The sequence below is a fragment of the Pseudomonas guangdongensis genome (assembly GCF_900105885.1).
GTDB lineage: Bacteria > Pseudomonadota > Gammaproteobacteria > Pseudomonadales > Pseudomonadaceae > Geopseudomonas > Geopseudomonas guangdongensis.
The window spans coordinates 2,017,584-2,040,771 of the sequence record NZ_LT629780.1 but is presented as its reverse complement, the minus strand read 5'-3'; the positions used below and the strand labels follow the sequence as shown (position 1 = coordinate 2,040,771).

The following is a 23,188-nucleotide window of genomic DNA, read 5'->3' as shown; positions in this document are numbered from 1 at the left end:
GACCCTCCCACCCTCTCCGTGCAGGACCGCTCCATGCCTCGCACTCCCCGGCTCGGTACCCTCCGCCAATGGCACTGGATCAGCTCCGCGCTGTGCCTGGCCGGCATGCTGCTGTTCGCCGTCACCGGCATCACCCTCAACCACGCCGCGCAAATCGAAAGCCGCCCGCAGGTGGAAAACCGCACGGCGCAGCTACCCGAGGCGCTGCACGCCGCCCTGCTCGCCGAGGCCCACGAGGCAGGCCTGCCGGACGCGCTGCAGGCCTGGCTGGAGGAGCAACTGGACATCCGCCTGGACGGCCGCGAGGCCGAATGGAGCGACGGCGAGCTGTACATCGGCCTGCCGCGCCCCGGCGGCGACGCCTGGCTGAGCCTGGACATCGAGTCCGGCGCGCTGGAATACGAGGACACCGACCGTGGCTGGATCGCCTACTTCAACGACCTGCACAAGGGCCGCCACACCGGCACGGCCTGGAGCGGGTTCATCGACATCTTCGCCGCGGTCTGCGTGATCTTCAGCCTCACCGGACTGCTGCTGCTCCAGCGCCAGGCCCAGGCCCGGCCGACCACCTGGCCGCTCACCGGCCTGGGCCTGCTGCTGCCCGTGCTGCTCGCCCTGCTGTTCATCCACTGAAGGATCGCCCCATGCGCCCACGCCTGCTCCTCCCGCTCTGCTCGCTGCTCGCCGCGCCGGCCTTCGCCGCCGACCTGACCGTCGAGGTGGAGATTCCCCGCCTCGACGTCGCCGAGTACCACCGCCCCTACGTCGCCCTCTGGCTGGAAAAGCCCGACCAGCAGCACGTCGCCGACCTGGCGGTCTGGTACGACCTGAAGATGAAGGACAAGGAAGGCGAGAAGTGGCTCAAGGACCTGCGCCAGTGGTGGCGGCGCAGCGGCCGCGGCCTGGAGCTGCCGGCCGACGGCATCAGCGGCGCAACCCGCGCGGTCGGCACTCATCGCCTGAGCTTCGCCGGCGACGATCCGCGCCTGCAGGATCTGCCGGCCGGAGAGTACCGCCTGGTGGTCGAGGCGGCCCGCGAAGTCGGCGGCCGCGAACTGCTGCGCGTGCCGTTCAGCTGGCCGCCGCAACAGAGCGCGCACCATCAGGCCCAGGGCAAGACCGAACTGGGCACCGTCACCCTCCAGCTCAACCCCTGACCCAAGGAAGCCGTCATGCAACCGCTGCTCAACAAACCGCTGTTCAAGTGGGCCGCCCTGGCCCTCGCCGTCTGCCTGCCGCTGTCCGCCCAGGCCCATCGCGCCTGGATGCTGCCCTCGGCCACCGTGCTGTCCGGCGAGGACCCGTGGGTCACCGTGGACGCCGCAGTGTCCAACGACCTGTTCTACTTCGAGCACTTCCCGCTGCAACTGGAAGGCATCGGCCAGCCGCTGCAGCTCGCCCCCCGCGCCCCGCAGGCCGGCGCCGACGGCAAGCCGGCGCAGCCGCCGATGCGCCGCCCGGCCAACAAACTGCTGGTGCTGGCCCCCGACGGCAGCGAGATCAAGGCCGAGAACGGCAGCGTCGGCCGCTACCGCAGCACCTTCGATGTGCACCTGACCCAGAAGGGCACCTACAAGCTGGCGGTGGCCGGCGGCGGCCTGATGGCCACCTGGAAGGACGGCGAGGAGCGCCGGCGCTGGATGGGCAAGGCCGAGGACCTGCACAAGGCCGTCCCGGCCGACGCCGCGGAGCTGCGGGTGATCCAGACCAGCAACCGCATGGAGACCTTCGTCACCGCCGGCCAGCCCACCGCCACCGTCCTCAAGCCCAGCAACCAGGGCCTGGAGCTGGTGCCGGTCACCCACCCCAACGACCTGTTCGCCGGCGAAGCCGCCGAGTTCGCCTTCCTGATCGACGGCAAGCCGGCCAGGGACGTGGACGTCACCGTGATCCCCGGCGGCAACCGCTACCGCGACGCCACCGGCGAGATCAAGGCGAAGACCGATGCCGCCGGCAAGGTCGCCATCACCTGGCCGGCGGCCGGCATGTACTGGCTGGAAGCCGAACTGAGCAGCCGGGAAGGCGTCGCCCAGCCGGCCACCGAGCGCCGCGCGACCTATAGCGCGACCCTGGAAGTGCTGGCGCCCTGATGCCCTGGCCCGAACCGTCCCGCACCGTCTGGGCCGCACTCGTCGTGCTGGCCTGGCTGGGCATCTGCCTGCAGGCCTGGCGCGGCTGGCGGGCCGGACGGGTCACGGCTGCCGGCGCCGACCACCTGCCGGTCGCCTATGCCAGCCAGGGCGGCCAGGCGCGGGCCATCGCCGAACGCAGCGCCGCGCAGCTCAGCAGCGCCGGCCTGCCCGCCCGCGCCGTGCCGCTGGAAGCGCTCGATCTGGCAAGCCCGCCGCCACGCCTGCTGCTGGTGGCCAGCACCTACGGCGACGGCGAGGCGCCCGACCATGCCGCGCGCTTCGCCCAGCGCCTGCAGCAGCCCGGCCTCGACCTGCGCAGCCTGGAATACGCCCTGCTCGGCCTGGGCGACCGCCAGTACCCGCGGTTCTGCGCCTTTGCCCGGCAGCTCGACCGGCATCTGCGGGCACGCGGCGCCACGCCACTGTTCGACCGCCTGGAAGCCGACGGCGCCGATCCGGCGGTGCTGCGCCACTGGCAGCAGCAGCTCGGCCAGCTGGCCGGCCACGCCGAGTTCAGCGACTGGCAGGGCGCCGACTACCAGTCCTGGCGCCTGACCCGGCGCCGCTGCCTGAACCCCGGCAGCCAGGGCGCGCCCCTGTTCCACCTGCACCTGACACCCGCCAGCGGCACGCCGGACTGGCAGGCCGGCGACATCGCCGAGATCGGCCCGCGCCAGCCCGCCGAGCGGGTCGCCGCCCTGCTCGCCGCCCTGCAGCTGGAGGGCGCCGCGCCGCTGGCCGACGGCGGCACGCTGAGCGAGGCGCTGAGCCGCCGCCAGTTGCCGGACGAGCCTGGCGAGCTGCACGGCCTGAGCCACGAGCAACTGCTGGAGCGTCTGCCGCGACTCGCCCACCGCGCCTACTCCATCGCCTCGCTGCCCGTCGACGGCGGCCTGGAGCTGCTGGTCCGCCAGGTGCGGCACACCGACGAACGCCTCGGCCTCGCCTCCGGCTGGCTGTGCCGGCAGGCCGCGCCGGGCGCGACCATCGACCTGCGCATCCGCGCCAACCCGGCCTTCCGCCTGCCCGGCGACTGCGGCCCGCTGATCCTGATCGGCAACGGCAGCGGCCTGGCCAGCCTGCGCGCCCACCTGCGCGAGCGCCAGCGGCTCGGCCAGCACGGCCACTGGCTGCTGTTCGGCGAGCGCAACGCCGCCCACGACCGTCCTTTCGCCGAGGAACTGGAACGCTGGCGGGACAGCGGCCATCTGGCCCGCCTCGACCTGGCCTTCTCCCGCGACGGCGACACGCCGGTCTATGTGCAGCACCGGCTGCGCGACGCCGCCGACGAGCTGCGCGCCTGGATCGGGCGCGGCGCGACCCTGCTGGTCTGCGGCAGCCTGCGGGGCATGGGCCGCGAAGTGGACGCCCTGCTGCATGGCCTGCTCGGCGCGGCCGAGGTGGAGCGCCTGCGCGAGGCCGGGCGCTACCGCCGCGACCTGTACTGAACGGCGGCACGCCCGCCAGCCACGGCCGAACGGCACAGACAAAAACGCCGCGACAGGTCGCGGCGTTTTTTCATCCAGGGCGCAGGGCGACTTAGATGTAGTAGGCCTTCAGCGGCGGGAAGCCGTTGAACTCCACCGCGCTGTAGCTGGTGGTGTAGGCGCCGGTGGACAGCCAGTACAGGCGGTCGCCGATGGCCAGGTTCAGCGGCAGGCCGTACTTGTAGTGCTCGTACATGATGTCGGCGCTGTCGCAGGTCGGGCCGGCGATGACGACTTCTTCCATCTCGCCCTTCTTCTCGGTCCAGATCGGGAACTTGATCGACTCGTCCATGGTTTCGATCAGGCCGGAGAACTTGCCCACGTCGGTGTACACCCAGCGCTCCACGGCGGTGCGCGACTTGCGCGCCACCAGCACCACTTCGCTGACCAGGATGCCGGCGTTGGCGATCAGCGAGCGGCCGGGCTCAAGGATGATTTCCGGCAGGTCGTCGCCGAAGTCTTCCTTGAGGAAGCGGATGATCTCTTCCGCGTAGGTTTCCAGGCTGTTGGTGCGGGTGATGTAGTTGGCCGGGAAGCCACCACCCATGTTGATCATCTTCAGCTCGATGCCGTCTTCTTCCTTCAGGCGCTCGAAGATCACCTTGACCTTGGCGATGGCCGCGTCCCACACGGAGATGTCGCGCTGCTGGCTGCCGACGTGGAAGGACACGCCGTAGGGCACCAGGCCCAGGTCGCGGGCGAGGATCAGCAGGTCCATGGCCATGTCGGTCTGGCAGCCGAACTTGCGCGACAGCGGCCAGTCGGCGGTGGTCGAGCCTTCGGTGAGGATGCGCACGTAGACCTTGGAGCCCGGCGCGGCCTTGGCGATGTTGCGCAGGTCGGCTTCCGAGTCGGTGGCGAACAGGCGCACGCCCTTGTCGTAGAAGTAGCGGATGTCCTTGGACTTCTTGATGGTGTTGCCGTAGCTGATGCGCTCCGGGCCGACGCCGCGGCTCATCACCTTGTCCAGCTCGTAGATCGAGGCGATGTCGAAGTTCGAGCCCTTCTCCTTGAGCAGGTCGATGATCTCCACCGCCGGGTTGGCCTTGACCGCGTAGTAGACGCTGGCGAACTCGAAGCCGGCGCGCAGGTCGTCGTAGGCCTTGTCGATGATCGCGGTGTCGATCAGCACGAAGGGGGTTTCCTTCTGATCGGCGAACGTCTTCATGCGCTGGAAGGTCGCGCGGTCGTAATAGTCTTCAACCTTGATGGGCATGCTTGGGGGCTCCAAATGGCAAGAAACACAAAAGATTCAAGGGACTGCAACTGAACGCCTAATCCGTATCCCCACTTTGGTTCGCCTACTTCCCAAGGCATGTCGCCGAAAGCAAAAAGGCCAACCGCGCGTCGTGATCGGGGGGCGGGTTGACCTTGCTGTCTCGTCGTCAGTACTTGAGCCGGATGGATCGTTTCCAGCATGAGCGTTCGGGCGCGAACTTTAGGACCAAGGGGGTGCAGAATCAACCAAAAGTTGCCCCGATTTCGCCCCGCTCGTCACAGGCGGTCCGAAGGGGAGGCGCATCCGCTATAATCGTCGCCTTTCTTGACAGACCGACCACACGCCGAGGCGTTCCCCCCGTATGACCACCCAGGCCGCCGAAGTGGCGAAACGCCGCACTTTCGCCATCATTTCCCACCCCGACGCCGGCAAGACCACCATCACCGAAAAACTCCTGCTGATGGGCCAGGCGATCGCCGTCGCCGGCACGGTGAAATCGCGCAAGTCCGACCGCCATGCCACCTCCGACTGGATGGAGATGGAGAAGCAGCGCGGCATCTCGATCACCACCTCGGTGATGCAGTTCCCCTACCGCGAGCACATGATCAACCTGCTCGACACCCCCGGCCACGAGGACTTCTCCGAGGACACCTACCGCACCCTGACCGCAGTGGACTCGGCGCTGATGGTCCTCGACGGCGGCAAGGGCGTCGAGCCGCGCACCATCGCTCTGATGGACGTCTGCCGGCTGCGCGACACCCCCATCGTCAGCTTCATCAACAAGCTCGACCGCGACATCCGCGACCCCATCGAGCTGCTCGACGAGATCGAGGCGGTGCTGAAGATCAAGGCCGCGCCGATCACCTGGCCGATCGGTTGCTACCGCGAGTTCAAGGGCGTCTACCACCTCAGCGAAGACAAGATCATCGTCTACCAGCCGGGCCACGGCCACGAGCGCATCGCCACCAAGGTCATCGACAAGCTCGACTCCCCCGAGGCCCGCGATCACCTGGGCGACCTGTACGAACGCTTCCTCGAGGAACTGGAACTGGTGCAGGGCGCCTGCCACGAATTCGACAAGGGCGCCTTCCTCAAGGGCGAGATGACCCCGGTGTTCTTCGGCACCGCGCTGGGCAACTTCGGCGTCGACCAGGTGCTCGATGCGGTGGTCGACTGGGCGCCGCTGCCGCTGCCCCGTGCCGCCCACGAGCGGGTGGTGGAGCCGACCGAGGAGAAGTTCAGCGGCTTCGTGTTCAAGATCCAGGCGAACATGGATCCGAAACACCGCGACCGCATCGCCTTCATGCGCATCTGCTCGGGCAAGTACGAGAAGGGCATGAAGATGCGCCACGTGCGCCTGAAGAAGGACCTGAAGATCGCCGACGCGCTGACCTTCTTCTCCAGCGAGCGCGAGCAGCTGGAGGAAGCCTACGCCGGCGACATCATCGGCCTGCACAACCACGGCACCATCCAGATCGGCGACACCTTCAGCGAAGGCGAGCTGCTGGGCTTCACCGGCATCCCGCACTTCGCTCCGGAGCTGTTCCGCCGCGTGCGCCTGAAGGACCCGCTGAAGTCCAAGCAACTGCGCCAGGGCCTGCAGGAGCTGGCCGAGGAAGGCGCCACCCAGGTGTTCTTCCCCGAGCGCAACAACGACATCATCCTCGGCGCGGTCGGCGTGCTGCAGTTCGACGTGGTCGCCAGCCGTCTCAAGGAGGAATACAAGGTCGAGTGCGCCTACGAGGCGATCAACGTCTGGTCGGCGCGCTGGATCGAGTGCAGCGACGAGAAGAAGCTCAAGGAGTTCAGGGACAAGGCCTTCGAGAACCTGGCCATCGACGGCGGCGGCCACCTCACCTACCTGGCGCCGACCCGGGTCAACCTCGGCCTGATGGAAGAGCGCTGGCCGGACGTGACATTCCGCGCCACCCGCGAACATCACTGATCACGCCGCTCCCGCGCAGGGAGCGGCGGGCGATCTGCTGCCTCGCCGCAGCCATCGCCCGCCCTCCCCGCGCCGTCGTGCCCTCCCCCGGTTTCCTGCCGCCGCTCAGTGCGGATTGATGCCCAGCTCCACCACGCTGATCTCGCGCATGCGGAACTTCTGCACCTTGCCGCTGATGGTCATCGGGAAGTCCTCGACGAACTTCACGTGGCGCGGGATCTTGAAGTGGGCGATGCGCCCCTTGCAGTACTCGCGCAGCGCCTCGGGCTGGGCCTCGTGGCCGGGGTGCAGCTTGACCCAGGCGACGATCTCCTCGCCGAACTTGCTGTCCGGCACGCCGATCACCTGCACGTCGGCCACCGCCGGGTGGGTGAACAGGAACTCCTCGATCTCGCGCGGGTACACGTTCTCGCCGCCGCGGATGATCATGTCCTTGTTGCGCCCGACGATCTTCACGTAGCCCTCGTCGTCCATCACCGCCAGGTCGCCGGTGTGCATCCAGCGCGCGCCGTCGATGGCCTCGCGGGTCGCCTCGGGATTGTTCCAGTAGCCGAGCATAACGCTGTAGCCGCGGGTGCACAGCTCGCCGATCTGCCCGCGCGGCACGATGCGCCCCTGCTCGTCGACGATCTTGCTCTCCAGGTGCGGCTGGGTGCGGCCGACGCTGGTGACCCGACGCTCCAAATCGTCGGCAGGTCCCGTCTGTGTCGATACCGGGCTGGTCTCGGTCATGCCGTAGGCGATCTGCACCTCGCTCATGTGCATCTCATTGATCACCCGCTTCATCACCTCGATCGGACAGGTGGCGCCGGCCATGATGCCGGTGCGCAGGCTGGACAGGTCGAAGCCGTCGCGCTCGGGATGGTCGAGCATGGCGATGAACATGGTCGGCACACCGTACAGCGCGCTAGCGCGTTCCTCGGCCACCGCCTGCAGGGCGGCCAGCGGCTCGAAGGCGGCGCTCGGGTAGATCATGGTGCTGCCGTGGGTCAGGCAGCCGAGGTTGCCCATCACCATGCCGAAGCAGTGGTACAGCGGCACCGGGATGACCAGGCGGTCGTGCTCGCTCAGGCCGAGGCTCTCGCCGACCATGTAGCCGTTGTTGAGGATGTTGTAGTGGCTGAGGGTGGCGCCCTTGGGGAAGCCGGTGGTGCCGGAGGTGTACTGGATGTTGATCGGCTCGTCGAACTGCAGCTGCTCGCCGCACTGGCGCAGCTGCTCGGGGCCGACCTGCTCGGCCATCGCCTGCAGCTGCTGCCAGCCGAGCATGCCGCCGGCCGGCTGCGCGCCGAGGCTGATCACCCCGCGCAGCTCGGGGAGCATGTGGCTCTGCAGCGCGCCGATGGCGCAGGTTTCCAGTTCCGGCAGCAGCTCGCCGAGCATGGCGTGGTAGTCGGAAGTCTTGAAGGTGTCGGCGCAGATCAGCCAGCGGCAGCCGGACTGCTTGAGCGCGTACTCCAGCTCGTTGAGCCGGTAGGCGGGGTTGATGTTGACCAGGATGACACCGGCCTTGGCGCTGGCGAACTGGGCGATGGTCCACTCGGCACGGTTCGGCGACCAGATGCCGAGGCGCTCGCCCGGCTGCAGGCCGAGGGCGATGAAGGCACGCGCGCAGCGGTCGACCGCCTCGCCCAGCTGGGCCCAGCTGTAGCGCAGGCCCTGGTCGCGCACCACCAGCGCCTCGCGCTCGGGGAAACGGGAAACCGTCTGATCGAAGGCTGCACCGATGGTCATGGCCAGCAGCGGTTTCTCCTGCGGTCCGCAGGTGTAGCTCGGAAGATTCATAGAATCCCTCAGTCTTATGTTTGTTATGAGGTTTGCCACTTCTGAGACTTGCTGTCCCGGGGCGACTGGGGTTGTTGACAGTAGCCGCGGGGTTTGTTTACGTTAACGTAAAGGTCACAGCCTGGCAACCCACTCCAGAGCGGCAAGCGCTACGCTGGAATGGGGCTCCGGAACAGCGTGCCGGAGCGGCGGGCGAGCAGGCCGGGAACATGCGCTCCGGCAACCTAGTACACCGCAAACCGCACAACTACAAGACAGACAAAAGGTGGTTCCATGACTTACTCCAGCCTCAACTTCGCTCTCGGCGAGACCATCGACATGCTGCGCGACCAGGTGCGCGCCTTCGTGGACGCCGAGCTGGCGCCGCGTGCCGCCGAGATCGACGCCACCAACACCTTCCCCATGGACATGTGGAAGAAGTTCGGCGAGATGGGCCTGCTCGGCATCACCGTGCCGGAGGAGTACGGCGGCGCCGGCATGGGCTACCTGGCCCACGTGGTGGCCATGGAGGAGATCAGCCGCGCCTCGGCCTCGGTGGCGCTGTCCTACGGCGCGCACTCCAACCTGTGCGTCAACCAGATCAAGCGCAACGGCAGCGAGGCGCAGAAGCAGAAGTACCTGCCCAAGCTGATCAGCGGCGAGCACGTCGGCGCGCTGGCGATGAGCGAGCCGAACGCCGGCTCCGACGTGGTATCCATGAAGCTGCGCGCCGAGAAGAAGGGCGACCGCTTCGTCCTCAACGGCAGCAAGACCTGGATCACCAACGGCCCGGACGCCAACACCTACGTGATCTACGCCAAGACCGACCTGGACAAGGGCCCGCACGGCATCACCGCGTTCATCGTCGAGCGCGACTGGAAGGGTTTCACCCGCGGCAGCAAGTTCGACAAGCTGGGCATGCGCGGCTCCAACACCTGCGAGCTGTTCTTCGACGACGTCGAGGTGCCGGAGGAGAACGTCCTCGGCCAGCTCAACGGCGGCGTGCGCGTGCTGATGAGCGGCCTGGACTACGAACGCGTGGTGCTGGCCGGCGGCCCGACCGGCATCATGCAGGCCTGCCTGGACGTGGTGGTGCCCTACATCCACGACCGCAAGCAGTTCGGCCAGGCCATCGGCGAGTTCCAGTTCATCCAGGGCAAGGTCGCCGACATGTACACCCAGCTCAACGCCAGCCGCGCCTACCTGTACACCGTGGCGCAGGCCTGCGACCGCGGCGAGACCACCCGCAAGGACGCCGCCGGGGTGATCCTCTACACCGCCGAGAACGCCACCCAGATGGCCCTGCAGGCGATCCAGATCCTCGGCGGCAACGGCTACATCAACGAGTTCCCCACCGGGCGCCTGCTGCGCGACGCCAAGCTCTACGAGATCGGCGCCGGCACCAGCGAGATCCGCCGCATGCTGATCGGCCGCGAGCTGTTCAACGAGTCGAAATGAGCATGATGGTGCCCACGCTCCGGCGTGGGCACCCCGAACGGACGCTCAGCGTCCTCAAGCGGCACTCCCACGCCGGAGCGTGGGAGCGATCGATCCCGACGGAGTGAGCCCCATGGCCATCCTGCATACCCAGATCAACACCCGTTCGCCGGAGTTCGCCGCCAACAGCGCGGCCATGCTCGAACAGGTGAACAACCTGCGCGCCCTGCTCGGGCGCATCAGCGAGGGCGGCGGCGTCGCCGCCCAGCAGCGTCACACCGCGCGCGGCAAGCTGCTGGTGCGCGAGCGCATCAACGCCCTGCTCGACCCCGGCTCGGCCTTCCTCGAGGTCTCCGCGCTGGCCGCCCATGAGGTGTACGGCGAGGACGTGCCGGCCGCCGGCGTGGTCGCCGGCATCGGCCGGGTCGAGGGCGTCGAGTGCATGATCATCGGCAACGACGCCACCGTGAAGGGCGGCAGCTACTACCCGCTGACCGTCAAGAAGCACCTGCGCGCGCAGACCATCGCCCAGCAGAACCGCCTGCCGTGCATCTACCTGGTCGACTCCGGCGGCGCCAACCTGCCGCGCCAGGACGAGGTGTTCCCCGACCGCGAGCACTTCGGCCGCATCTTCTTCAACCAGGCCAACATGAGCGCCCAGGGCATCCCGCAGATCGCCGTGGTGATGGGCTCGTGCACCGCCGGCGGCGCCTACGTGCCGGCGATGGCCGACGAGACCATCATGGTGCGCAACCAGGCGACCATCTTCCTCGCCGGCCCGCCGCTGGTGAAGGCCGCCACCGGCGAGGTGGTCAGCGCCGAGGAACTGGGCGGCGCCGACGTGCACTGCAAGACCTCCGGGGTGGCCGACCACTACGCCGAGAACGACGCCCACGCCCTGGCCATCGCCCGCCGCTGCGTGGCCAACCTCAACTGGCGCAAGCTGGGCGAGGTGCAGAGCGCCGCCCCGCGCGCGCCGCTGTACGCCGGCGAGGAGCTGTACGGCATCATCCCCGCCGACGCCAAGCAGCCGTTCGACGTGCGCGAGGTGATCGCCCGGCTGGTCGACGGCAGCGAGTTCGACGAGTTCAAGGCGCTGTTCGGCACCACCCTGGTGTGCGGCTTCGCCCGCCTGCACGGCTATCCCGTAGCCATCCTCGCCAACAACGGCATCCTGTTCGCCGAAGCGGCGCAGAAGGGCGCGCACTTCATCGAGCTGGCCTGCCAGCGCGGCATCCCCCTGCTGTTCCTGCAGAACATCACCGGCTTCATGGTCGGCCAGAAGTACGAGGCCGGCGGCATCGCCAAGCACGGCGCCAAGCTGGTCACCGCGGTGGCCTGCGCCAAGGTGCCGAAGTTCACCGTGATCATCGGCGGCAGCTTCGGCGCCGGCAACTACGGCATGTGCGGCCGCGCCTACGACCCGCGCTTCCTGTGGATGTGGCCGAACGCGCGGATCGGCGTGATGGGCGCGGCCCAGGCCGCCGGCGTGCTCACCCAGGTCAAGCGCGAGCAGGTCGAGCGCAGCGGCAAGACCTTCTCCGCCGCCGAGGAGGAAGCCATCCGCCAGCCGATCCTCGAGCAGTACGAGCGCCAGGGCCACCCCTACTACTCCAGCGCGCGGCTGTGGGATGACGGCGTGATCGACCCGGCGCAGACTCGGCAGGTACTGGCGCTGGCGCTGTCGGCCAGCCTGAACGCCCCCATCGAGCCGACCCCGTTCGGCGTGTTCCGGATGTAAGAGGCCCCGAGATGAGCGACTTCCAGACCATCCAGCTCGACTTCGATCCGCGCGGCTTCGCCACCCTGTGGCTGGACCGCGCCGACAAGAACAACGCCTTCAACGCCACCATGATCCGCGAGCTGATCGACGCCCTCGACCGGGTCAAGGACCACCCCGAACTGCGCTTCCTGATCCTGCGCGGGCGCGGCAAGCACTTTTCCGCCGGCGCCGATCTCGCCTGGATGCGCGAGGCCGCCGAGCTGGACTACGACGCCAACCTGACGGACGCCCACGAGCTGGGCGAGCTGATGTACAACCTCTACCACCTGTCCCTGCCGACCCTGGCCGTGGTGCAGGGCGCGGCCTTCGGCGGCGCGGTGGGCCTGGCCGCCTGCTGCGACATCGCCATCGGCGCCGAGGACGCGCTGTTCTCGCTGTCCGAGGTGCGCATCGGCCTGGCCCCGGCGGTGATCAGCCCGTTCGTGGTCAAGGCCATCGGCGAGCGCGCCGCGCGCCGCTACGCGCTGTCCGCCGAGCGCTTCAATGGCCCCCGCGCCCGCGAACTGGGCCTGCTCGCCGAGTGCTACCCGGCCGCCGAGCTGGACGCCGCGCTGGAGCGCTGGATCGCCGACCTGCAGCTGAACAGCCCGCAGGCGATGAAGGCGACCAAGGACCTGCTCGGCGAGGTCGGCAGCGCCGAGCTGTCGCCGGCCCTGCGCCGCCACACCGAAAGCGCCATCGCCCGCCTGCGCGTCAGCCAGGAAGGCCAGGAGGGCCTGCGCGCCTTCCTCGAGAAACGCAGCCCCGCCTGGCAGGAGAAGCACGCATGACCCGACACATCGACACCCTGCTGGTGGCCAACCGCGGCGAGATCGCCTGCCGGGTGATGCGCACCGCCAAGGCCCTGGGCCTGACCACCGTGGCCGTGCACAGCGCCATCGACGCCGACGCCCGCCACGCCCGCGAGGCCGACATCCGCGTCGACCTCGGCGGCGCCAAGCCGGCCGACAGCTACCTGCTGGTCGACAAGCTGATCGCCGCCGCCAAGGCCAGCGGCGCCCAGGCCATCCACCCCGGCTACGGCTTCCTCTCCGAGAACGCCGGCTTCGCCCGCGCCATCGAGGCGGCCGGGCTGATCTTCCTCGGCCCGCCGGCCAGCGCCATCGACGCCATGGGCAGCAAGTCGGCGGCCAAGGCGCTGATGGAGACCGCCGGCGTGCCGCTGGTGCCCGGCTACCACGGCGAAGCCCAGGACTACGAGACCTTCCGCACCGCCGCCGAGGTGATCGGCTACCCGGTGCTGCTCAAGGCCGCCGCCGGCGGCGGCGGCAAGGGCATGAAGGTGGTCGAGCGCGAGAGCGAGCTGGCCGAGGCGCTGGCCTCCGCCCAGCGCGAGGCGCAAGCCGCCTTCGGCGACGCGCGCATGCTGGTGGAAAAGTACGTGCTCAAGCCGCGCCACGTGGAGATCCAGGTGTTCGCCGACCAGCACGGCAACTGCCTGTACCTCAACGAGCGCGACTGCTCGATCCAGCGCCGCCACCAGAAGGTGGTCGAGGAAGCCCCGGCCCCGGGCCTGTCGCCGGCGCTGCGCCGCGCCATGGGCGAGGCGGCGGTCAAGGCGGCCCAGGCCATCGGCTACGTCGGCGCCGGCACCGTGGAGTTCCTGCTGGATGCGCGCGGCGAGTTCTTCTTCATGGAGATGAACACCCGCCTGCAGGTCGAGCACCCGGTCACCGAGGCGATCACCGGCCTCGACCTGGTCGCCTGGCAGATCCGCGTCGCCCGCGGCGAACCGCTGCCGATCAGCCAGGAGCAGGTGCCGCTGCTCGGCCACGCCATCGAGGTGCGCCTGTACGCCGAGGACCCGGACCACGACTTCCTGCCGGCCACCGGCACCCTGGAGCTGTACCGCGAGCCGAGCACCGGCCCCGGCCGCCGCGTCGACAGCGGCGTGGCCGAGGGCGACACCGTCTCCCCCTTCTACGACCCGATGCTCGGCAAGCTGATCGCCTGGGGCGAGAACCGCGAGGAAGCGCGCCAGCGCCTTCTGGCCATGCTCGCCGAGACCGCGGTGGGCGGGGTCAGGACCAACCTGGCCTTCCTGCGCCGCGTGCTGGCCCACCCGGCGTTCGCCAATGCCGAGCTGGACACCGGCTTCATCCCGCGCCACCAGGCGCAGCTGCTGCCGCCGCCGGGCGAGCTGCCGGACAGCTTCTGGCAGCTGGCCGCCAGCGCCTTCGTGCAGGGCGAGGCCGAGCGCGTGCGCGGCGACGACCCGCACTCGCCCTGGCAGGGCAGCTGCGGCTGGCGCGCCGGCCTGCCGGCGGAAACCGACCTCGCCCTGCGCTGCGGCGACACCCAGCGCGTGGTGCGCCTGCGCGCCGGCAGCGCGCCGCAGGCGCGGCTGGTCGGCGAGCAGCTGCTGGTCGAGCAGGACGGCCTGCGCCGCCAGCACCTGGCGATCCGCCGCGGCGACAGCCTGTACCTGCAGTGGGGCAGCGAGCTGCGCGGCGTGCAGCGCGTCGACCCGATCGCCGAGGCCGAGGCCAGCCACGCCCACCACGGCGGGCTGACCGCGCCGATGAACGGCAGCATCGTCCGCGTGCTGGTCGAGGCTGGCCAGCACGTCGAGGCCGGCACCGCCCTGGTGGTGCTGGAGGCGATGAAGATGGAGCACAGCATCCGCGCGCCGCAGGCCGGGGTGGTCAAGGGCCTGTACTGCAGCGAGGGCGAGCTGGTCAGCGAAGGCGCCGCGCTGGTGGAGCTGGAGGAGGCGTAAGCCTCTGGAAACGTAGGGTGCGCCATGCGCACCATTGGCCACCGCTGGTGCGCACGGCGCACCCTACAACACCGCGTCCCCAGCCAAGGAGATTTGCATGAACCTGCCCCGCCACGTCCGCCTGGTCGAAGTCGGCCCGCGCGACGGCCTGCAGAACGAGAAACAGCCGATCAGCGTCGCCGACAAGGTGCGCCTGGTCGACGACCTGAGCGCCGCCGGCGTCGAATACGTCGAGGTCGGCAGCTTCGTGTCGCCCAAGTGGGTGCCGCAGATGGCCGGCTCCGCCGAGGTGTTCGCACAGATCCAGCAGAAACCCGGCGTCACCTACGCCGCGCTGACTCCCAACATGCAGGGCTTCGAAGCGGCCATGCTCGCCGGGGTGAAGGAAGTCGCGGTGTTCGCCGCCGCCAGCGAGGCCTTCTCGCAGAAGAACATCAACTGCTCGATCAGCGAGAGCCTGCAGCGCTTCGTGCCGGTGATGGACGCCGCCCGCGAGCAGGGCGTGCGCGTGCGCGGCTACGTGTCCTGCGTGCTCGGCTGCCCCTACGAGGGCGAGGTACCAGCGCAGCAGGTCGCCGCGGTGGCCCGCGAGCTGTTCGAGATGGGCTGCTACGAGATCTCCCTGGGCGACACCATCGGCACCGGCACCGCCGGCAAGACCCGCGCGCTGTTCGAGACGGTCGGCCGCGACATTCCGCGCGACAAGCTGGCCGGTCACTTCCACGACACCTACGGCCAGGCGCTGGCGAACATCTACGCCAGCCTGCTGGAAGGCATCCACGTGTTCGACAGCTCGGTCGCCGGCCTCGGCGGTTGCCCCTACGCCAAGGGCGCCAGCGGCAACGTGGCCAGCGAGGACGTGCTCTATCTGCTCGACGGCCTGGGCATCCACACCGGCATCGAGCTGGCGGCGCTGGTTCAGGCCGGCGAGCGCATCTGCCAGGTGCTCGGCCGCGACAACGGCTCGCGGGTGGCGCGCGCCTGGCGCGGCGCCTGATTCGCTCCTACACCGCCAACCAGAACAACAAGAGAGGCACATCCATGAACAAGCTCTACCCCAACGCCCACGCTGCCCTCGACGGGCTGGTGGAAGACGGCATGACCATCGCCGTCGGCGGCTTCGGCCTGTGCGGCATCCCCGAGGCGCTGATCGCCGCCCTGCGCGACAGCGGCCGCAAGAACCTCACCGCGATCAGCAACAATGCCGGCGTCGACGGCTTCGGCCTCGGCCAGCTGCTCGCCACCCGGCAGATCAGCAAGATGATTTCCTCCTACGTCGGCGAGAACAAGGAGTTCGAGCGCCAGTACCTGGCCGGCGAGCTGGAGCTGGAGTTCACCCCGCAGGGCACCCTGGCCGAGAAGCTGCGCGCCGGCGGCGCCGGCATCCCGGCGTTCTTCACCAAGACCGGCTACGGCACCCTGGTCGCCGAGGGCAAGGAGACCCGCCAGTTCGACGGGCAGTGGTACGTCATGGAGCGTTCGCTGACCGCCGACGTGGCGCTGGTCAAGGCGTGGAAGGCCGACAAGGCCGGCAACCTGGTGTTCAACAAGACCGCGCGCAACTTCAACCCGCTGGCCGCGATGGCCGGCAAGGTCTGCGTGGTCGAGGTCGAGGAGCTGGTCGAGACCGGCGCCCTGGACGCCGACCAGATCCACCTGCCGGGCATCTACGTGCAGCGCATCGTGGTCAACGCCACGCCCGAGAAGCGCATCGAGCAACGCACACTTTCTACAAAAGCAGGGAGGAGCTGAACCATGGCCTGGACCCGCGAACAGATGGCGCAGCGCGCCGCCGCCGAGCTGCAGGACGGCTTCTACGTCAACCTCGGCATAGGCCTGCCGACCCTGGTGGCCAACTACATTCCCGAAGGCATGGACGTCTGGCTGCAGAGCGAGAACGGCCTGCTCGGCATCGGCCCGTTCCCCACTGAGGACGAGGTCGACCCCGACCTGATCAACGCCGGCAAGCAGACCATCACCACCCTGCCCGGCAGCAGCTTCTTCGACAGCGCCGACTCCTTCGCGATGATCCGCGGCGGCCACATCAACCTGTCGATCCTCGGCGCCATGCAGGTATCCGAGCAGGGCGACCTGGCCAACTGGATGATCCCCGGCAAGATGGTCAAGGGCATGGGCGGGGCGATGGACCTGGTGGCCGGCGTCAAGCGCGTGGTGGTGCTGATGGAGCACACCGCCAAGGGCGGCGCGCACAAGATCCTCGCGCGCTGCGATCTGCCGCTGACCGGCGTCGGCGTGGTCGACCGCATCATCACCGACCTGGCCGTGCTGGACGTCACCGCAGAGGGCCTGAAGCTGGTCGAGCTGGCCGAGGGCGTCGACTTCGACGAACTGCAGGCCGCCACCGGCTGCCCGATCCAGCGCTGAGCGTGCAGCCCCTGGCGCATCCTGCCCGAGCCGCCGGCTCGCAGGGTGCGCCGCGCGCCGGCACCGCCTCGGCCTGCGAACGCCAGGCTTCACGGCCAGCGCCGGCGCCAGTAGGCTGGGGATCATCCCCGGCCCCAGCGGCAGACGCCCCATGCTGATCGACACCCACACCCATCTGGACTTCCCCGACTTCGACGCCGACCGCGACGCCGTGCTGGCGCGCAGCCGGACGCAGGGGGTGGAGAGGCTGGTGGTGCTCGGCGTGCAGCGCGACAACTGGCAGCGCCTGTGGCAGCTGGTCATGGCCGAGGACGGTCTGTACGCCGCCTTCGGCCTGCACCCGGTCTACCTGGACCAGCATCGCCCCGAGCACCTGACCGAACTGCGCGACTGGCTGAGCCGTTTCGCCGGGCATCCCAAGCTCTGCGCCCTCGGCGAGTTCGGCCTGGACGGCTTCGTCGCAGGGCTCGATCCGCTGCGCCAGCAGGCGCTGTTCGAGGCGCAGCTGCAGCTGGCGGTGGAGTTCGAGCTGCCGGCGCTGCTGCACGTGCGCCGCGCCCACGCGGTAAGCATCGCCACCCTCAAGCGCTACCGGCCCGGACGCGGCGGCATCGTCCATGCTTTTTCCGGCAGCCTGGAAGAGGCCCGGGAATACCTGAAGCTCGGCTTCCGCCTGGGTCTTGGCGGCGCCGCCACCTGGCCGCAGGCCAGACGCCTGCGCCGTCTGGTCGCGCAGCTGCCGGAGGAGGCCATCGTGCTGGAAACCGACGCCCCGGACATGGCGCCGAGCATGCACGCCTACGGCCGCAACAGCCCGGAATACCTGGGCGAGATCTGCGCCGTGCTGGCCGAACTGCGCGGCATGACGCCCGAGGCGCTGGCTGCCGCCAGCAGCCGCAACGCCTGCGCCCTGTTCGGCTGGCCCGCGCCGCACTGACGCTCCGGCACTGGCGGCTGGCATAATCGCCGCCCTCCTCCGGCACGAGTCCTTCCCCATGTCCCTGCGCTTCGGCATCGACCTCGGCGGCACCAAGATCGAGATCATCGCCCTCGACGGCGCGCGCGAGGTGCTGCGCCGGCGCGTACCCACCCCCCAGGGCGACTACCCGGCCACCCTCGCCGCCATCGCCGCACTGGTCGTTCAGGCCGAGCGCACCCTGGGCCGCGCGGGCAGCGTCGGCGTGGGGATTCCCGGCAGCCGCTCGCCGCTGCACGGGCGTATCCGCAACGCCAACTCGGTGTGCCTGATCGACCGGGACCTGCAGGGCGACCTCGAACGCCTGCTGGAGCGTCCGCTGCGCCTGGCCAACGATGCCGACTGCTTCGCCCTCTCCGAGGCCAGCGACGGTGCTGGGGCTGGCGCGCGCAGCGTGTTCGGGGCGATCCTCGGCACCGGGGTCGGCGCCGGCATCGTCGTCGACGGCCGTTTGCTCGGCGGCCCTAACGCCATCGCCGGCGAATGGGGCCACAACCCGCTGCCCGGCCGCAGCGCCGCCGACGGCGCGGTGCGGCGCTGCTACTGCGGGCGCGACGACTGCATCGAAACCTTTCTCAGCGGCCCCGGCTGGGCGGCGCGCAGCGACCCGGAGCGGGACGCCGGTGCTCTCTACCGCGCCGCCGAATCCGGCGAGCCGGCGGCGCAGGCGGCCTTCGCGCGCTATTGCGAGCAGCTGGCCCGAGCGCTGGCCAGCGTGATCAACATCCTCGACCCGGAGGTGGTCGTCCTCGGCGGCGGGCTGTCGCAGATGACCGCGCTGTACCGCGAACTGCCGCCGCTGCTGGCCCGCCACGTGTTCTCCGACGTGCTCGCCACACGGCTGCTGCCAGCCCGCCACGGCGACTCCAGCGGGGTGCGCGGCGCGGCCTGGCTCTGGCCGGAGCAGCCCGACTAGCCCAGCAGCACCCACAGCGCCCAGGCGCTGAACCAGACCAGCCCGGCGCGCAGCAGCAGGCTCTGCAAGGCATCCAGGCTGGCCAGCCCATCGCGGCCGGCGACCGGCTGCGCGCCCAGCTCGGCCGCCGCCCGGCCGCCCTCCACCACCAGACGGCTGGCCTCGGTCTGGGTATCCAGCAGCCGCGGCCACAGCACGCGGCCGACAGTGACGAAGTTGCCGGCCAGCGCCAGGGTCAGCACCAGCGCGCGGGCCGGCAGCCAGTCGAGCAGATGGCGCAGCTGCACGGCGCGGCGCTGCAGCGGGTCGCCGCCGCCCCGCTCGCCGGCCAGCGCCAGCAGACGGTAGGCCAGCGCCGGCAGCGGGCCGAGCAGCACGTACCAGAACACCACGGCGAAGAAACCCTGGTAGGCCTGCCAGATCAGGTAGCCCTGCACCTGACGGAGCAGGCTGCCGCCGTCCTCGGCCTGCACGCCCAGGTCGCGCTCGGCGTCCAGGCAGGCCGCTTCGGCATCGCCGCGCAGCCAGCTGGCGCGAAATGGCGCCAGCGCCCGGGGCAGGTCGCCACGCCCGAAGCTCCACAGTAACGCCAGCACATGCAGCGGCAGCAGCAGCCAGCCGTAGGCCAGCGGCGCCAGCGCCAGCAGCAGCCCGGCTACCGGCAGCAGCGTCAGCAGCAACCACAGCGCCAGCTGCAGACCCGCGCGCCCCGCGACGCCGGGCCGCGCGCCGAGCCAGTCGAGCAGGCGCAGCGCCAGGGCATCGCGCTGCACGGCGAGGCGCCAGCGGCCGAAGCGCTCCAGCAGCACGACCACCAGCATCACCAGAAAACTCATCGCACCACCTCCGCCGCCAGCGCCCGGCGATAGCGCGCCCAGTCGAAGGCCGGCCCCGGATCGCTCTTGCGCCCGGGGGCGATGTCGCTGTGCCCGCAGATGCGCTCGGCCGCGAGCCCCGGATAGGCGCGCAGCAGCGCACGGGTCAGGGCCACCAGCACGCAGTACTGGGCCTCGCTGTAGGGCAGCTCGTCGGTGCCCTCCAGCTCGATGCCGAGGGAGAAATCGTTGCACTGCTCGCGCCCCTCGAAGCACGACACGCCGGCATGCCAGGCGCGCGCGCCACAGGGCACGAACTGGGTCAGCCGGCCGTCGCGCTCGATCAGGAAGTGCGCGGACACCCGCAGCCCGGCGATGCCGGCGAAGTACGGGTGGGCCTGGGGATCGAGGCGGTTGAGAAACAGATTTTCCACCTCGCCGGTGCCGAACTGCCCCGGCGGCAGGCTGATGTTGTGGATGACCAGCAGCGACACCTCGCCTTCCGGCCGCGCATTGCAATTGGGCGAGGGGCGCCGGCGCGCTTCCGCGCACCAGCCCGTCGAGGGATCGATCTGCATCGCAACTCCTGAAAAGACCGCAGCGCGCGGGTCAGGCCGCGCGGGAAACCGGTCGCCACTCTAGAACAGCCGGGCGCCACGGCCAAGGCGCCGGCGCGGCCCGCGACCGCTGGCCGGCGACCGCGCACGGCACGGCCAGCCCGCCGCAGCGCCAGCCCCGCGGGCGGCAAAGCGCCTATAATCGCCGCCACACAGCCCAGGGAGCCTGCCATGCCCAATCTTCGTCTTGCCGATCTCGGCGCCGAAATCACCGCCAACGTGCGCACCGCGCTCGCCGAGGACATCGGCAGCGGCGACCTCACCGCCCAGCTGATCCCCGCCGAGCGCGTGGCCCGGGCACGGATCATCACCCGCGAGGCCGCCACCGTCTGCGGCACCGCCTGGGTCGACGAGGTGTTCCGCCAGCTCGACCCGCGCGTGCAGGTGCAGTGGCAGGTCGCCGACGGCGAGCGGGTCATCCAGGACCAGACGCTGTTCAGCCTCGAAGGCCCGGCGCGTGCCCTGCTCAGCGGCGAGCGCAGCGCGCTGAACTTCCTGCAGCTGCTCTCCGGAGTCGCCACCCGCTGCCGCGAATACGCCGACCTGGTCGAGGGCACCGCGGTCCAGCTGCTCGACACCCGCAAGACCCTGCCCGGCCTGCGTCTGGCGCAGAAATACGCGGTCACCTGCGGCGGCTGCCACAACCATCGCATCGGCCTGTACGACGCCTTCCTGATCAAGGAAAACCACATCGCCGCCTGCGGTGGCATCGCCCAGGCGGTGGCCAGCGCACGGCAGATCGCCCCCGGCCGGCCGGTGGAAGTGGAAGTGGAGAACCTCGACGAGCTGCGCCAGGCACTGGACGCCGGCGCCGACATCATCATGCTCGACGAGCTCGACCACGACGACATGCGCACCGCCGTGGCCCTGACCGCCGGCCGCGCCAAGCTGGAAGCCTCCGGCGGCATCAACCGCGACACCCTGCGCAGCTATGCCGAGACCGGCGTCGACTACATCTCCATCGGCACCCTGACCAAGGACGTCAAGGCCATCGACCTGTCGATGCGCCTGAGCCTCTGAGCGCAGCAGGCCGGCAGGGCTCCCGCAGCACCCGACTCACGCGCGCTGCGGGAGTGCCTGCGGCCCCTTACAGGTGCGCCTCCGCGTACTCGGCCAGCACCGAGCGCGGCACGCCCTGCAGGGTGATGTGCACGCCCTGCGGGAAGTCCTTGAAGCGCTCGGTCAGGTAGGTCAGACCCGAGCTGGGCGCCGACAGGTAGGGCGTGTCGATCTGCGCCAGGTTGCCCAGACAGACCACCTTCGAGCCGTTGCCGGCGCGGGTGATGATGGTCTTCATCTGGTGCGGAGTGAGGTTCTGGCACTCGTCGATGAGGATCAGGCTCTGCTGGAAGCTGCGCCCGCGGATGTAGTTGAGGGATTTGAACTGCAGCGGCACTTTCTGCAGGATGTAGTCGACGCTGCCGTGGGTGTTCTCGTCGTCCATGTGCAGCGCTTCCAGGTTGTCGGTGATGGCGCCCAGCCAGGGCTCCATCTTCTCCGCCTCGGTGCCGGGCAGAAAGCCGATGTCCTCGTCCAGCCCCTGCACGCTGCGGGTGGCGATGATGCGCCGGTAGCGCTTGCTGACCACCGTCTGCTCGATGGCCGCGGCCAGGGCGAGGATGGTCTTGCCCGAACCGGCCGCGCCGGTCAGGTTGACCAGGTGGATGTCCGGGTCGAGCAACGCATAGAGTGCCAGCGCCTGGTAGATGTCGCGCGGGCGCAGCCCCCAGGCCTCCTGGTGCAGTAGCGGTTCCTGATGCAGGTCGAGCAGCAGCATGTGGCGCTTGTCCACCTGCTTGACCCAGCCGACGAAGCCCTGCTCGTCGACGATGAACTCGTTGACGTGCACCTGCGGCATGCCCTCGCCGAGCAGCACGCGGTGCAGGGTACGACCGATCTCCTGACGGGTCTCCACCTTGCCGACCTTGTTCCAGAAAGAACCGGGGAAGTGGTGATAGCCGCGCGGCAGCAGCGCCACGTCGTCGACCAGCTGGTCGGTGTGGTAGTCCTCGGCGGCCACCCCGCAGGCCCGCGCCTTCAGGCGCATGTTGATGTCCTTGCTGACCAGCACCACCAGCAGTTCGGGGCGCCGGCCCTGCAACTCCACCAGTTGGTTGATGATCTTGTTGTCGTTGAGGTGCTCCGGCAGGCCGCTGGGCACCATGTCCAAGCGGCTCATGAGGATCGACAGGCTGCCGCGCGGCCCGCCCTTGCCGCGCTGGATCGGCACCCCGCGCTCGACCTGCTCGGGGGTGGCGGCGCCGAGCAGCTGATCGATCAGGCGGATGGCCTGGCGGCATTCGGCGGCGACGCTGTGCTTGCCGGTCTTGAGGTGATCCAGCTCCTCCAGCACGGTCATCGGAATCGCCACCATGTGTTCCTGGAAGTTCAGCAAGGCGTTCGGATCGTGGATCAGGACATTGGTATCGAGTACGTACAGCTTGGTCTGCGCGACGTCATGCCCGCTCTTGTCCATGTTCGCTTACCTCGAATCCTGTGGGTCAGGCGACGGAATGCCCGCAGGCGCTCCGCCAACAAGGGCCGCCCTGGCTGCTCGATCAACGCGGACGACCTGGTAACCACTTAGCGCCAAACCCGTGACGATTGGAAGACATGCCCGGCATTGTCGTCCTCGCGCCTCGCACAGGCCCGGCGCAGAGCCCGCGCTTTTTCCTCCCCTCCTGTCGTGCAGTCTAGTCGCCCCGAGCGTCTGGCGCGCAGGACCGGCCTCGCGACCGCGTTGCCGAATGGGCTGCTGGCTGTCGAGGAACGATGGCGCTGTAGCGACGCAGGATCGGGCAACGAGGGCCTTCGCGGCGAAGTCTTCGCTCGGAGGGCCGATCCTGAAGGGGAGAAAGAGGCAGACGGCTGTATCTGCCGGGTGCGCCGGACGGCGCGGAGAAAGCTGGAGCGGGTGATGGGAATCGAACCCACGTCATGGGCTTGGGAAGCCCAGGTAATGGCCATTATACGACACCCGCTTGCAGGGCGAC

General features: G+C 69.5%; 20 protein-coding genes and 1 tRNA gene. 15 read left to right on the top strand and 6 right to left on the bottom strand.

Features of this window, described 5'->3' with window-relative positions; genetic code table 11:
* The first annotated feature begins 33 nt into the window (after positions 1–33).
* Genes BLU22_RS09660 through BLU22_RS09645 form a run of 4 tightly spaced genes read left to right on the top strand, consistent with a single transcriptional unit; the run spans position 34 to position 3,580 of the window.
* Positions 34–633, top strand: a complete 600-nt coding sequence (locus tag BLU22_RS09660) for a PepSY-associated TM helix domain-containing protein (RefSeq protein WP_090213968.1) — start codon at positions 34–36, stop codon at positions 631–633.
* 11 nt (positions 634–644) lie between these two features.
* Complete coding sequence (locus tag BLU22_RS09655) at positions 645–1,157, top strand: DUF2271 domain-containing protein (protein ID WP_090213966.1); 513 nt, start codon at positions 645–647, stop codon at positions 1,155–1,157.
* Positions 1,158–1,172: 15 nt separating this feature from the next.
* Complete coding sequence (locus BLU22_RS09650; RefSeq protein WP_090213964.1) at positions 1,173–2,090, top strand: DUF4198 domain-containing protein; 918 nt, start codon at positions 1,173–1,175, stop codon at positions 2,088–2,090.
* Positions 2,090–3,580 (top strand): sulfite reductase subunit alpha, encoded by a 1,491-nt coding sequence (locus BLU22_RS09645; protein ID WP_090213963.1) that lies wholly within the window; start codon positions 2,090–2,092, stop codon positions 3,578–3,580. The genes BLU22_RS09650 and BLU22_RS09645 overlap by 1 nt, the downstream gene beginning before the upstream one ends.
* 91 nt (positions 3,581–3,671) lie before the next feature.
* Here the strand turns inward: BLU22_RS09645 and BLU22_RS09640 are convergent, their stop codons facing one another.
* Positions 3,672–4,835, bottom strand: coding sequence for a type III PLP-dependent enzyme (locus BLU22_RS09640; RefSeq protein WP_090213961.1), 1,164 nt, complete (start codon positions 4,833–4,835; stop codon positions 3,672–3,674).
* 364 nt (positions 4,836–5,199) lie between these two features.
* Here BLU22_RS09640 and BLU22_RS09635 point away from each other — a divergent pair, with 364 nt between their 5' ends.
* Positions 5,200–6,783, top strand: a complete 1,584-nt coding sequence (locus tag BLU22_RS09635) for a peptide chain release factor 3 (RefSeq protein ID WP_090213959.1) — start codon at positions 5,200–5,202, stop codon at positions 6,781–6,783.
* Between the two features lie 105 nt (positions 6,784–6,888).
* Here the strand turns inward: BLU22_RS09635 and BLU22_RS09630 are convergent, their stop codons facing one another.
* Positions 6,889–8,568, bottom strand: a complete 1,680-nt coding sequence (locus tag BLU22_RS09630; RefSeq protein ID WP_090213957.1) for an AMP-binding protein — start codon at positions 8,566–8,568, stop codon at positions 6,889–6,891.
* A gap of 273 nt (positions 8,569–8,841) precedes the next feature.
* On the opposite strand from BLU22_RS09630, the gene BLU22_RS09625 reads away from it, so the two are divergent.
* The 9 genes from BLU22_RS09625 to BLU22_RS09585 all read left to right on the top strand — a co-directional run bounded on the left by BLU22_RS09625 (position 8,842) and on the right by BLU22_RS09585 (position 18,763).
* The gene (locus tag BLU22_RS09625) at positions 8,842–10,005 is read left to right on the top strand and encodes an isovaleryl-CoA dehydrogenase (RefSeq protein WP_090213956.1); all 1,164 of its coding nucleotides are present in this window, start codon (positions 8,842–8,844) and stop codon (positions 10,003–10,005) included.
* A gap of 112 nt (positions 10,006–10,117) precedes the next feature.
* Positions 10,118–11,725, top strand: coding sequence for a carboxyl transferase domain-containing protein (locus BLU22_RS09620; protein WP_090213954.1), 1,608 nt, complete (start codon positions 10,118–10,120; stop codon positions 11,723–11,725).
* 11 nt (positions 11,726–11,736) lie between these two features.
* Positions 11,737–12,537: a gamma-carboxygeranoyl-CoA hydratase gene (locus BLU22_RS09615; RefSeq protein ID WP_090213953.1), complete on the top strand. Its 801-nt coding sequence runs from the start codon at positions 11,737–11,739 to the stop codon at positions 12,535–12,537.
* Entirely contained in the window at positions 12,534–14,486 is a 1,953-nt protein-coding gene (locus BLU22_RS09610) for an acetyl/propionyl/methylcrotonyl-CoA carboxylase subunit alpha (RefSeq protein ID WP_090213951.1), read from the top strand. The genes BLU22_RS09615 and BLU22_RS09610 overlap by 4 nt, the downstream gene beginning before the upstream one ends.
* A gap of 97 nt (positions 14,487–14,583) precedes the next feature.
* Positions 14,584–15,483 carry a hydroxymethylglutaryl-CoA lyase gene (locus tag BLU22_RS09605; RefSeq protein WP_090213950.1) on the top strand — a complete coding sequence of 300 codons (900 nt, stop codon included), beginning with the start codon at positions 14,584–14,586 and terminating at the stop codon, positions 15,481–15,483.
* A gap of 44 nt (positions 15,484–15,527) precedes the next feature.
* On the top strand, positions 15,528–16,238 hold the full coding sequence (locus BLU22_RS09600; protein WP_090213948.1) for a CoA transferase subunit A: 711 nt from the start codon (positions 15,528–15,530) through the stop codon (positions 16,236–16,238).
* A 3-nt stretch (positions 16,239–16,241) separates the two neighbouring features.
* Positions 16,242–16,871 carry a CoA transferase subunit B gene (locus BLU22_RS09595; RefSeq protein WP_090213947.1) on the top strand — a complete coding sequence of 210 codons (630 nt, stop codon included), beginning with the start codon at positions 16,242–16,244 and terminating at the stop codon, positions 16,869–16,871.
* Positions 16,872–17,022: 151 nt separating this feature from the next.
* Entirely contained in the window at positions 17,023–17,808 is a 786-nt protein-coding gene (locus BLU22_RS09590; protein WP_090213945.1) for a TatD family hydrolase, read from the top strand.
* A gap of 58 nt (positions 17,809–17,866) precedes the next feature.
* Positions 17,867–18,763 (top strand): ROK family protein, encoded by an 897-nt coding sequence (locus BLU22_RS09585; RefSeq protein WP_090213943.1) that lies wholly within the window; start codon positions 17,867–17,869, stop codon positions 18,761–18,763.
* On the opposite strand, the gene ampE is transcribed toward BLU22_RS09585, so the two are convergent.
* Together ampE and ampD are read right to left on the bottom strand one after the other, a co-directional pair.
* Positions 18,760–19,599, bottom strand: coding sequence for a regulatory signaling modulator protein AmpE (gene ampE, locus BLU22_RS09580; RefSeq protein ID WP_090213941.1), 840 nt, complete (start codon positions 19,597–19,599; stop codon positions 18,760–18,762). The genes BLU22_RS09585 and ampE overlap by 4 nt on opposite strands.
* Positions 19,596–20,156, bottom strand: coding sequence for a 1,6-anhydro-N-acetylmuramyl-L-alanine amidase AmpD (gene ampD / locus BLU22_RS09575; RefSeq protein ID WP_090213939.1), 561 nt, complete (start codon positions 20,154–20,156; stop codon positions 19,596–19,598). The genes ampE and ampD overlap by 4 nt, the downstream gene beginning before the upstream one ends.
* A gap of 210 nt (positions 20,157–20,366) precedes the next feature.
* Between ampD and nadC the strand changes: the two genes are divergently transcribed.
* On the top strand, positions 20,367–21,215 hold the full coding sequence (gene nadC / locus BLU22_RS09570) for a carboxylating nicotinate-nucleotide diphosphorylase (RefSeq protein WP_090213938.1): 849 nt from the start codon (positions 20,367–20,369) through the stop codon (positions 21,213–21,215).
* Positions 21,216–21,282: 67 nt separating this feature from the next.
* Here the strand turns inward: nadC and BLU22_RS09565 are convergent, their stop codons facing one another.
* Positions 21,283–22,671 carry a PhoH family protein gene (locus BLU22_RS09565; RefSeq protein ID WP_090213936.1) on the bottom strand — a complete coding sequence of 463 codons (1,389 nt, stop codon included), beginning with the start codon at positions 22,669–22,671 and terminating at the stop codon, positions 21,283–21,285.
* 430 nt (positions 22,672–23,101) lie between these two features.
* Positions 23,102–23,176, bottom strand: a tRNA-Gly gene (locus BLU22_RS09560).
* Between the last annotated feature and the right edge of the window lie 12 nt (positions 23,177–23,188).

Excerpts from the sequence above, each read along its gene's own strand:
- BLU22_RS09630 (WP_090213957.1), bottom strand. The coding sequence starts at position 8,568 with ATGAATCTTCCGAGCTACACCTGCGGACCGCAGGAGAAACCGCTGCTG.
- BLU22_RS09645 (WP_090213963.1), top strand. The coding sequence starts at position 2,090 with ATGCCCTGGCCCGAACCGTCCCGCACCGTCTGGGCCGCACTCGTCGTG.
- nadC (WP_090213938.1), top strand. The coding sequence starts at position 20,367 with ATGCCCAATCTTCGTCTTGCCGATCTCGGCGCCGAAATCACCGCCAAC.
- BLU22_RS09610 (WP_090213951.1), top strand. The coding sequence starts at position 12,534 with ATGACCCGACACATCGACACCCTGCTGGTGGCCAACCGCGGCGAGATC.
- BLU22_RS09635 (WP_090213959.1), top strand. The coding sequence starts at position 5,200 with ATGACCACCCAGGCCGCCGAAGTGGCGAAACGCCGCACTTTCGCCATC.
- BLU22_RS09655 (WP_090213966.1), top strand. The coding sequence starts at position 645 with ATGCGCCCACGCCTGCTCCTCCCGCTCTGCTCGCTGCTCGCCGCGCCG.
- ampE (WP_090213941.1), bottom strand. The coding sequence starts at position 19,599 with ATGAGTTTTCTGGTGATGCTGGTGGTCGTGCTGCTGGAGCGCTTCGGC.
- BLU22_RS09615 (WP_090213953.1), top strand. The coding sequence starts at position 11,737 with ATGAGCGACTTCCAGACCATCCAGCTCGACTTCGATCCGCGCGGCTTC.
- BLU22_RS09650 (WP_090213964.1), top strand. The coding sequence starts at position 1,173 with ATGCAACCGCTGCTCAACAAACCGCTGTTCAAGTGGGCCGCCCTGGCC.
- BLU22_RS09620 (WP_090213954.1), top strand. The coding sequence starts at position 10,118 with ATGGCCATCCTGCATACCCAGATCAACACCCGTTCGCCGGAGTTCGCC.
- BLU22_RS09625 (WP_090213956.1), top strand. The coding sequence starts at position 8,842 with ATGACTTACTCCAGCCTCAACTTCGCTCTCGGCGAGACCATCGACATG.
- BLU22_RS09605 (WP_090213950.1), top strand. The coding sequence starts at position 14,584 with ATGAACCTGCCCCGCCACGTCCGCCTGGTCGAAGTCGGCCCGCGCGAC.
- BLU22_RS09660 (WP_090213968.1), top strand. The coding sequence starts at position 34 with ATGCCTCGCACTCCCCGGCTCGGTACCCTCCGCCAATGGCACTGGATC.
- BLU22_RS09640 (WP_090213961.1), bottom strand. The coding sequence starts at position 4,835 with ATGCCCATCAAGGTTGAAGACTATTACGACCGCGCGACCTTCCAGCGC.
- BLU22_RS09585 (WP_090213943.1), top strand. The coding sequence starts at position 17,867 with ATGTCCCTGCGCTTCGGCATCGACCTCGGCGGCACCAAGATCGAGATC.
- BLU22_RS09590 (WP_090213945.1), top strand. The coding sequence starts at position 17,023 with ATGCTGATCGACACCCACACCCATCTGGACTTCCCCGACTTCGACGCC.
- ampD (WP_090213939.1), bottom strand. The coding sequence starts at position 20,156 with ATGCAGATCGATCCCTCGACGGGCTGGTGCGCGGAAGCGCGCCGGCGC.
- BLU22_RS09565 (WP_090213936.1), bottom strand. The coding sequence starts at position 22,671 with ATGGACAAGAGCGGGCATGACGTCGCGCAGACCAAGCTGTACGTACTC.
- BLU22_RS09600 (WP_090213948.1), top strand. The coding sequence starts at position 15,528 with ATGAACAAGCTCTACCCCAACGCCCACGCTGCCCTCGACGGGCTGGTG.
- BLU22_RS09595 (WP_090213947.1), top strand. The coding sequence starts at position 16,242 with ATGGCCTGGACCCGCGAACAGATGGCGCAGCGCGCCGCCGCCGAGCTG.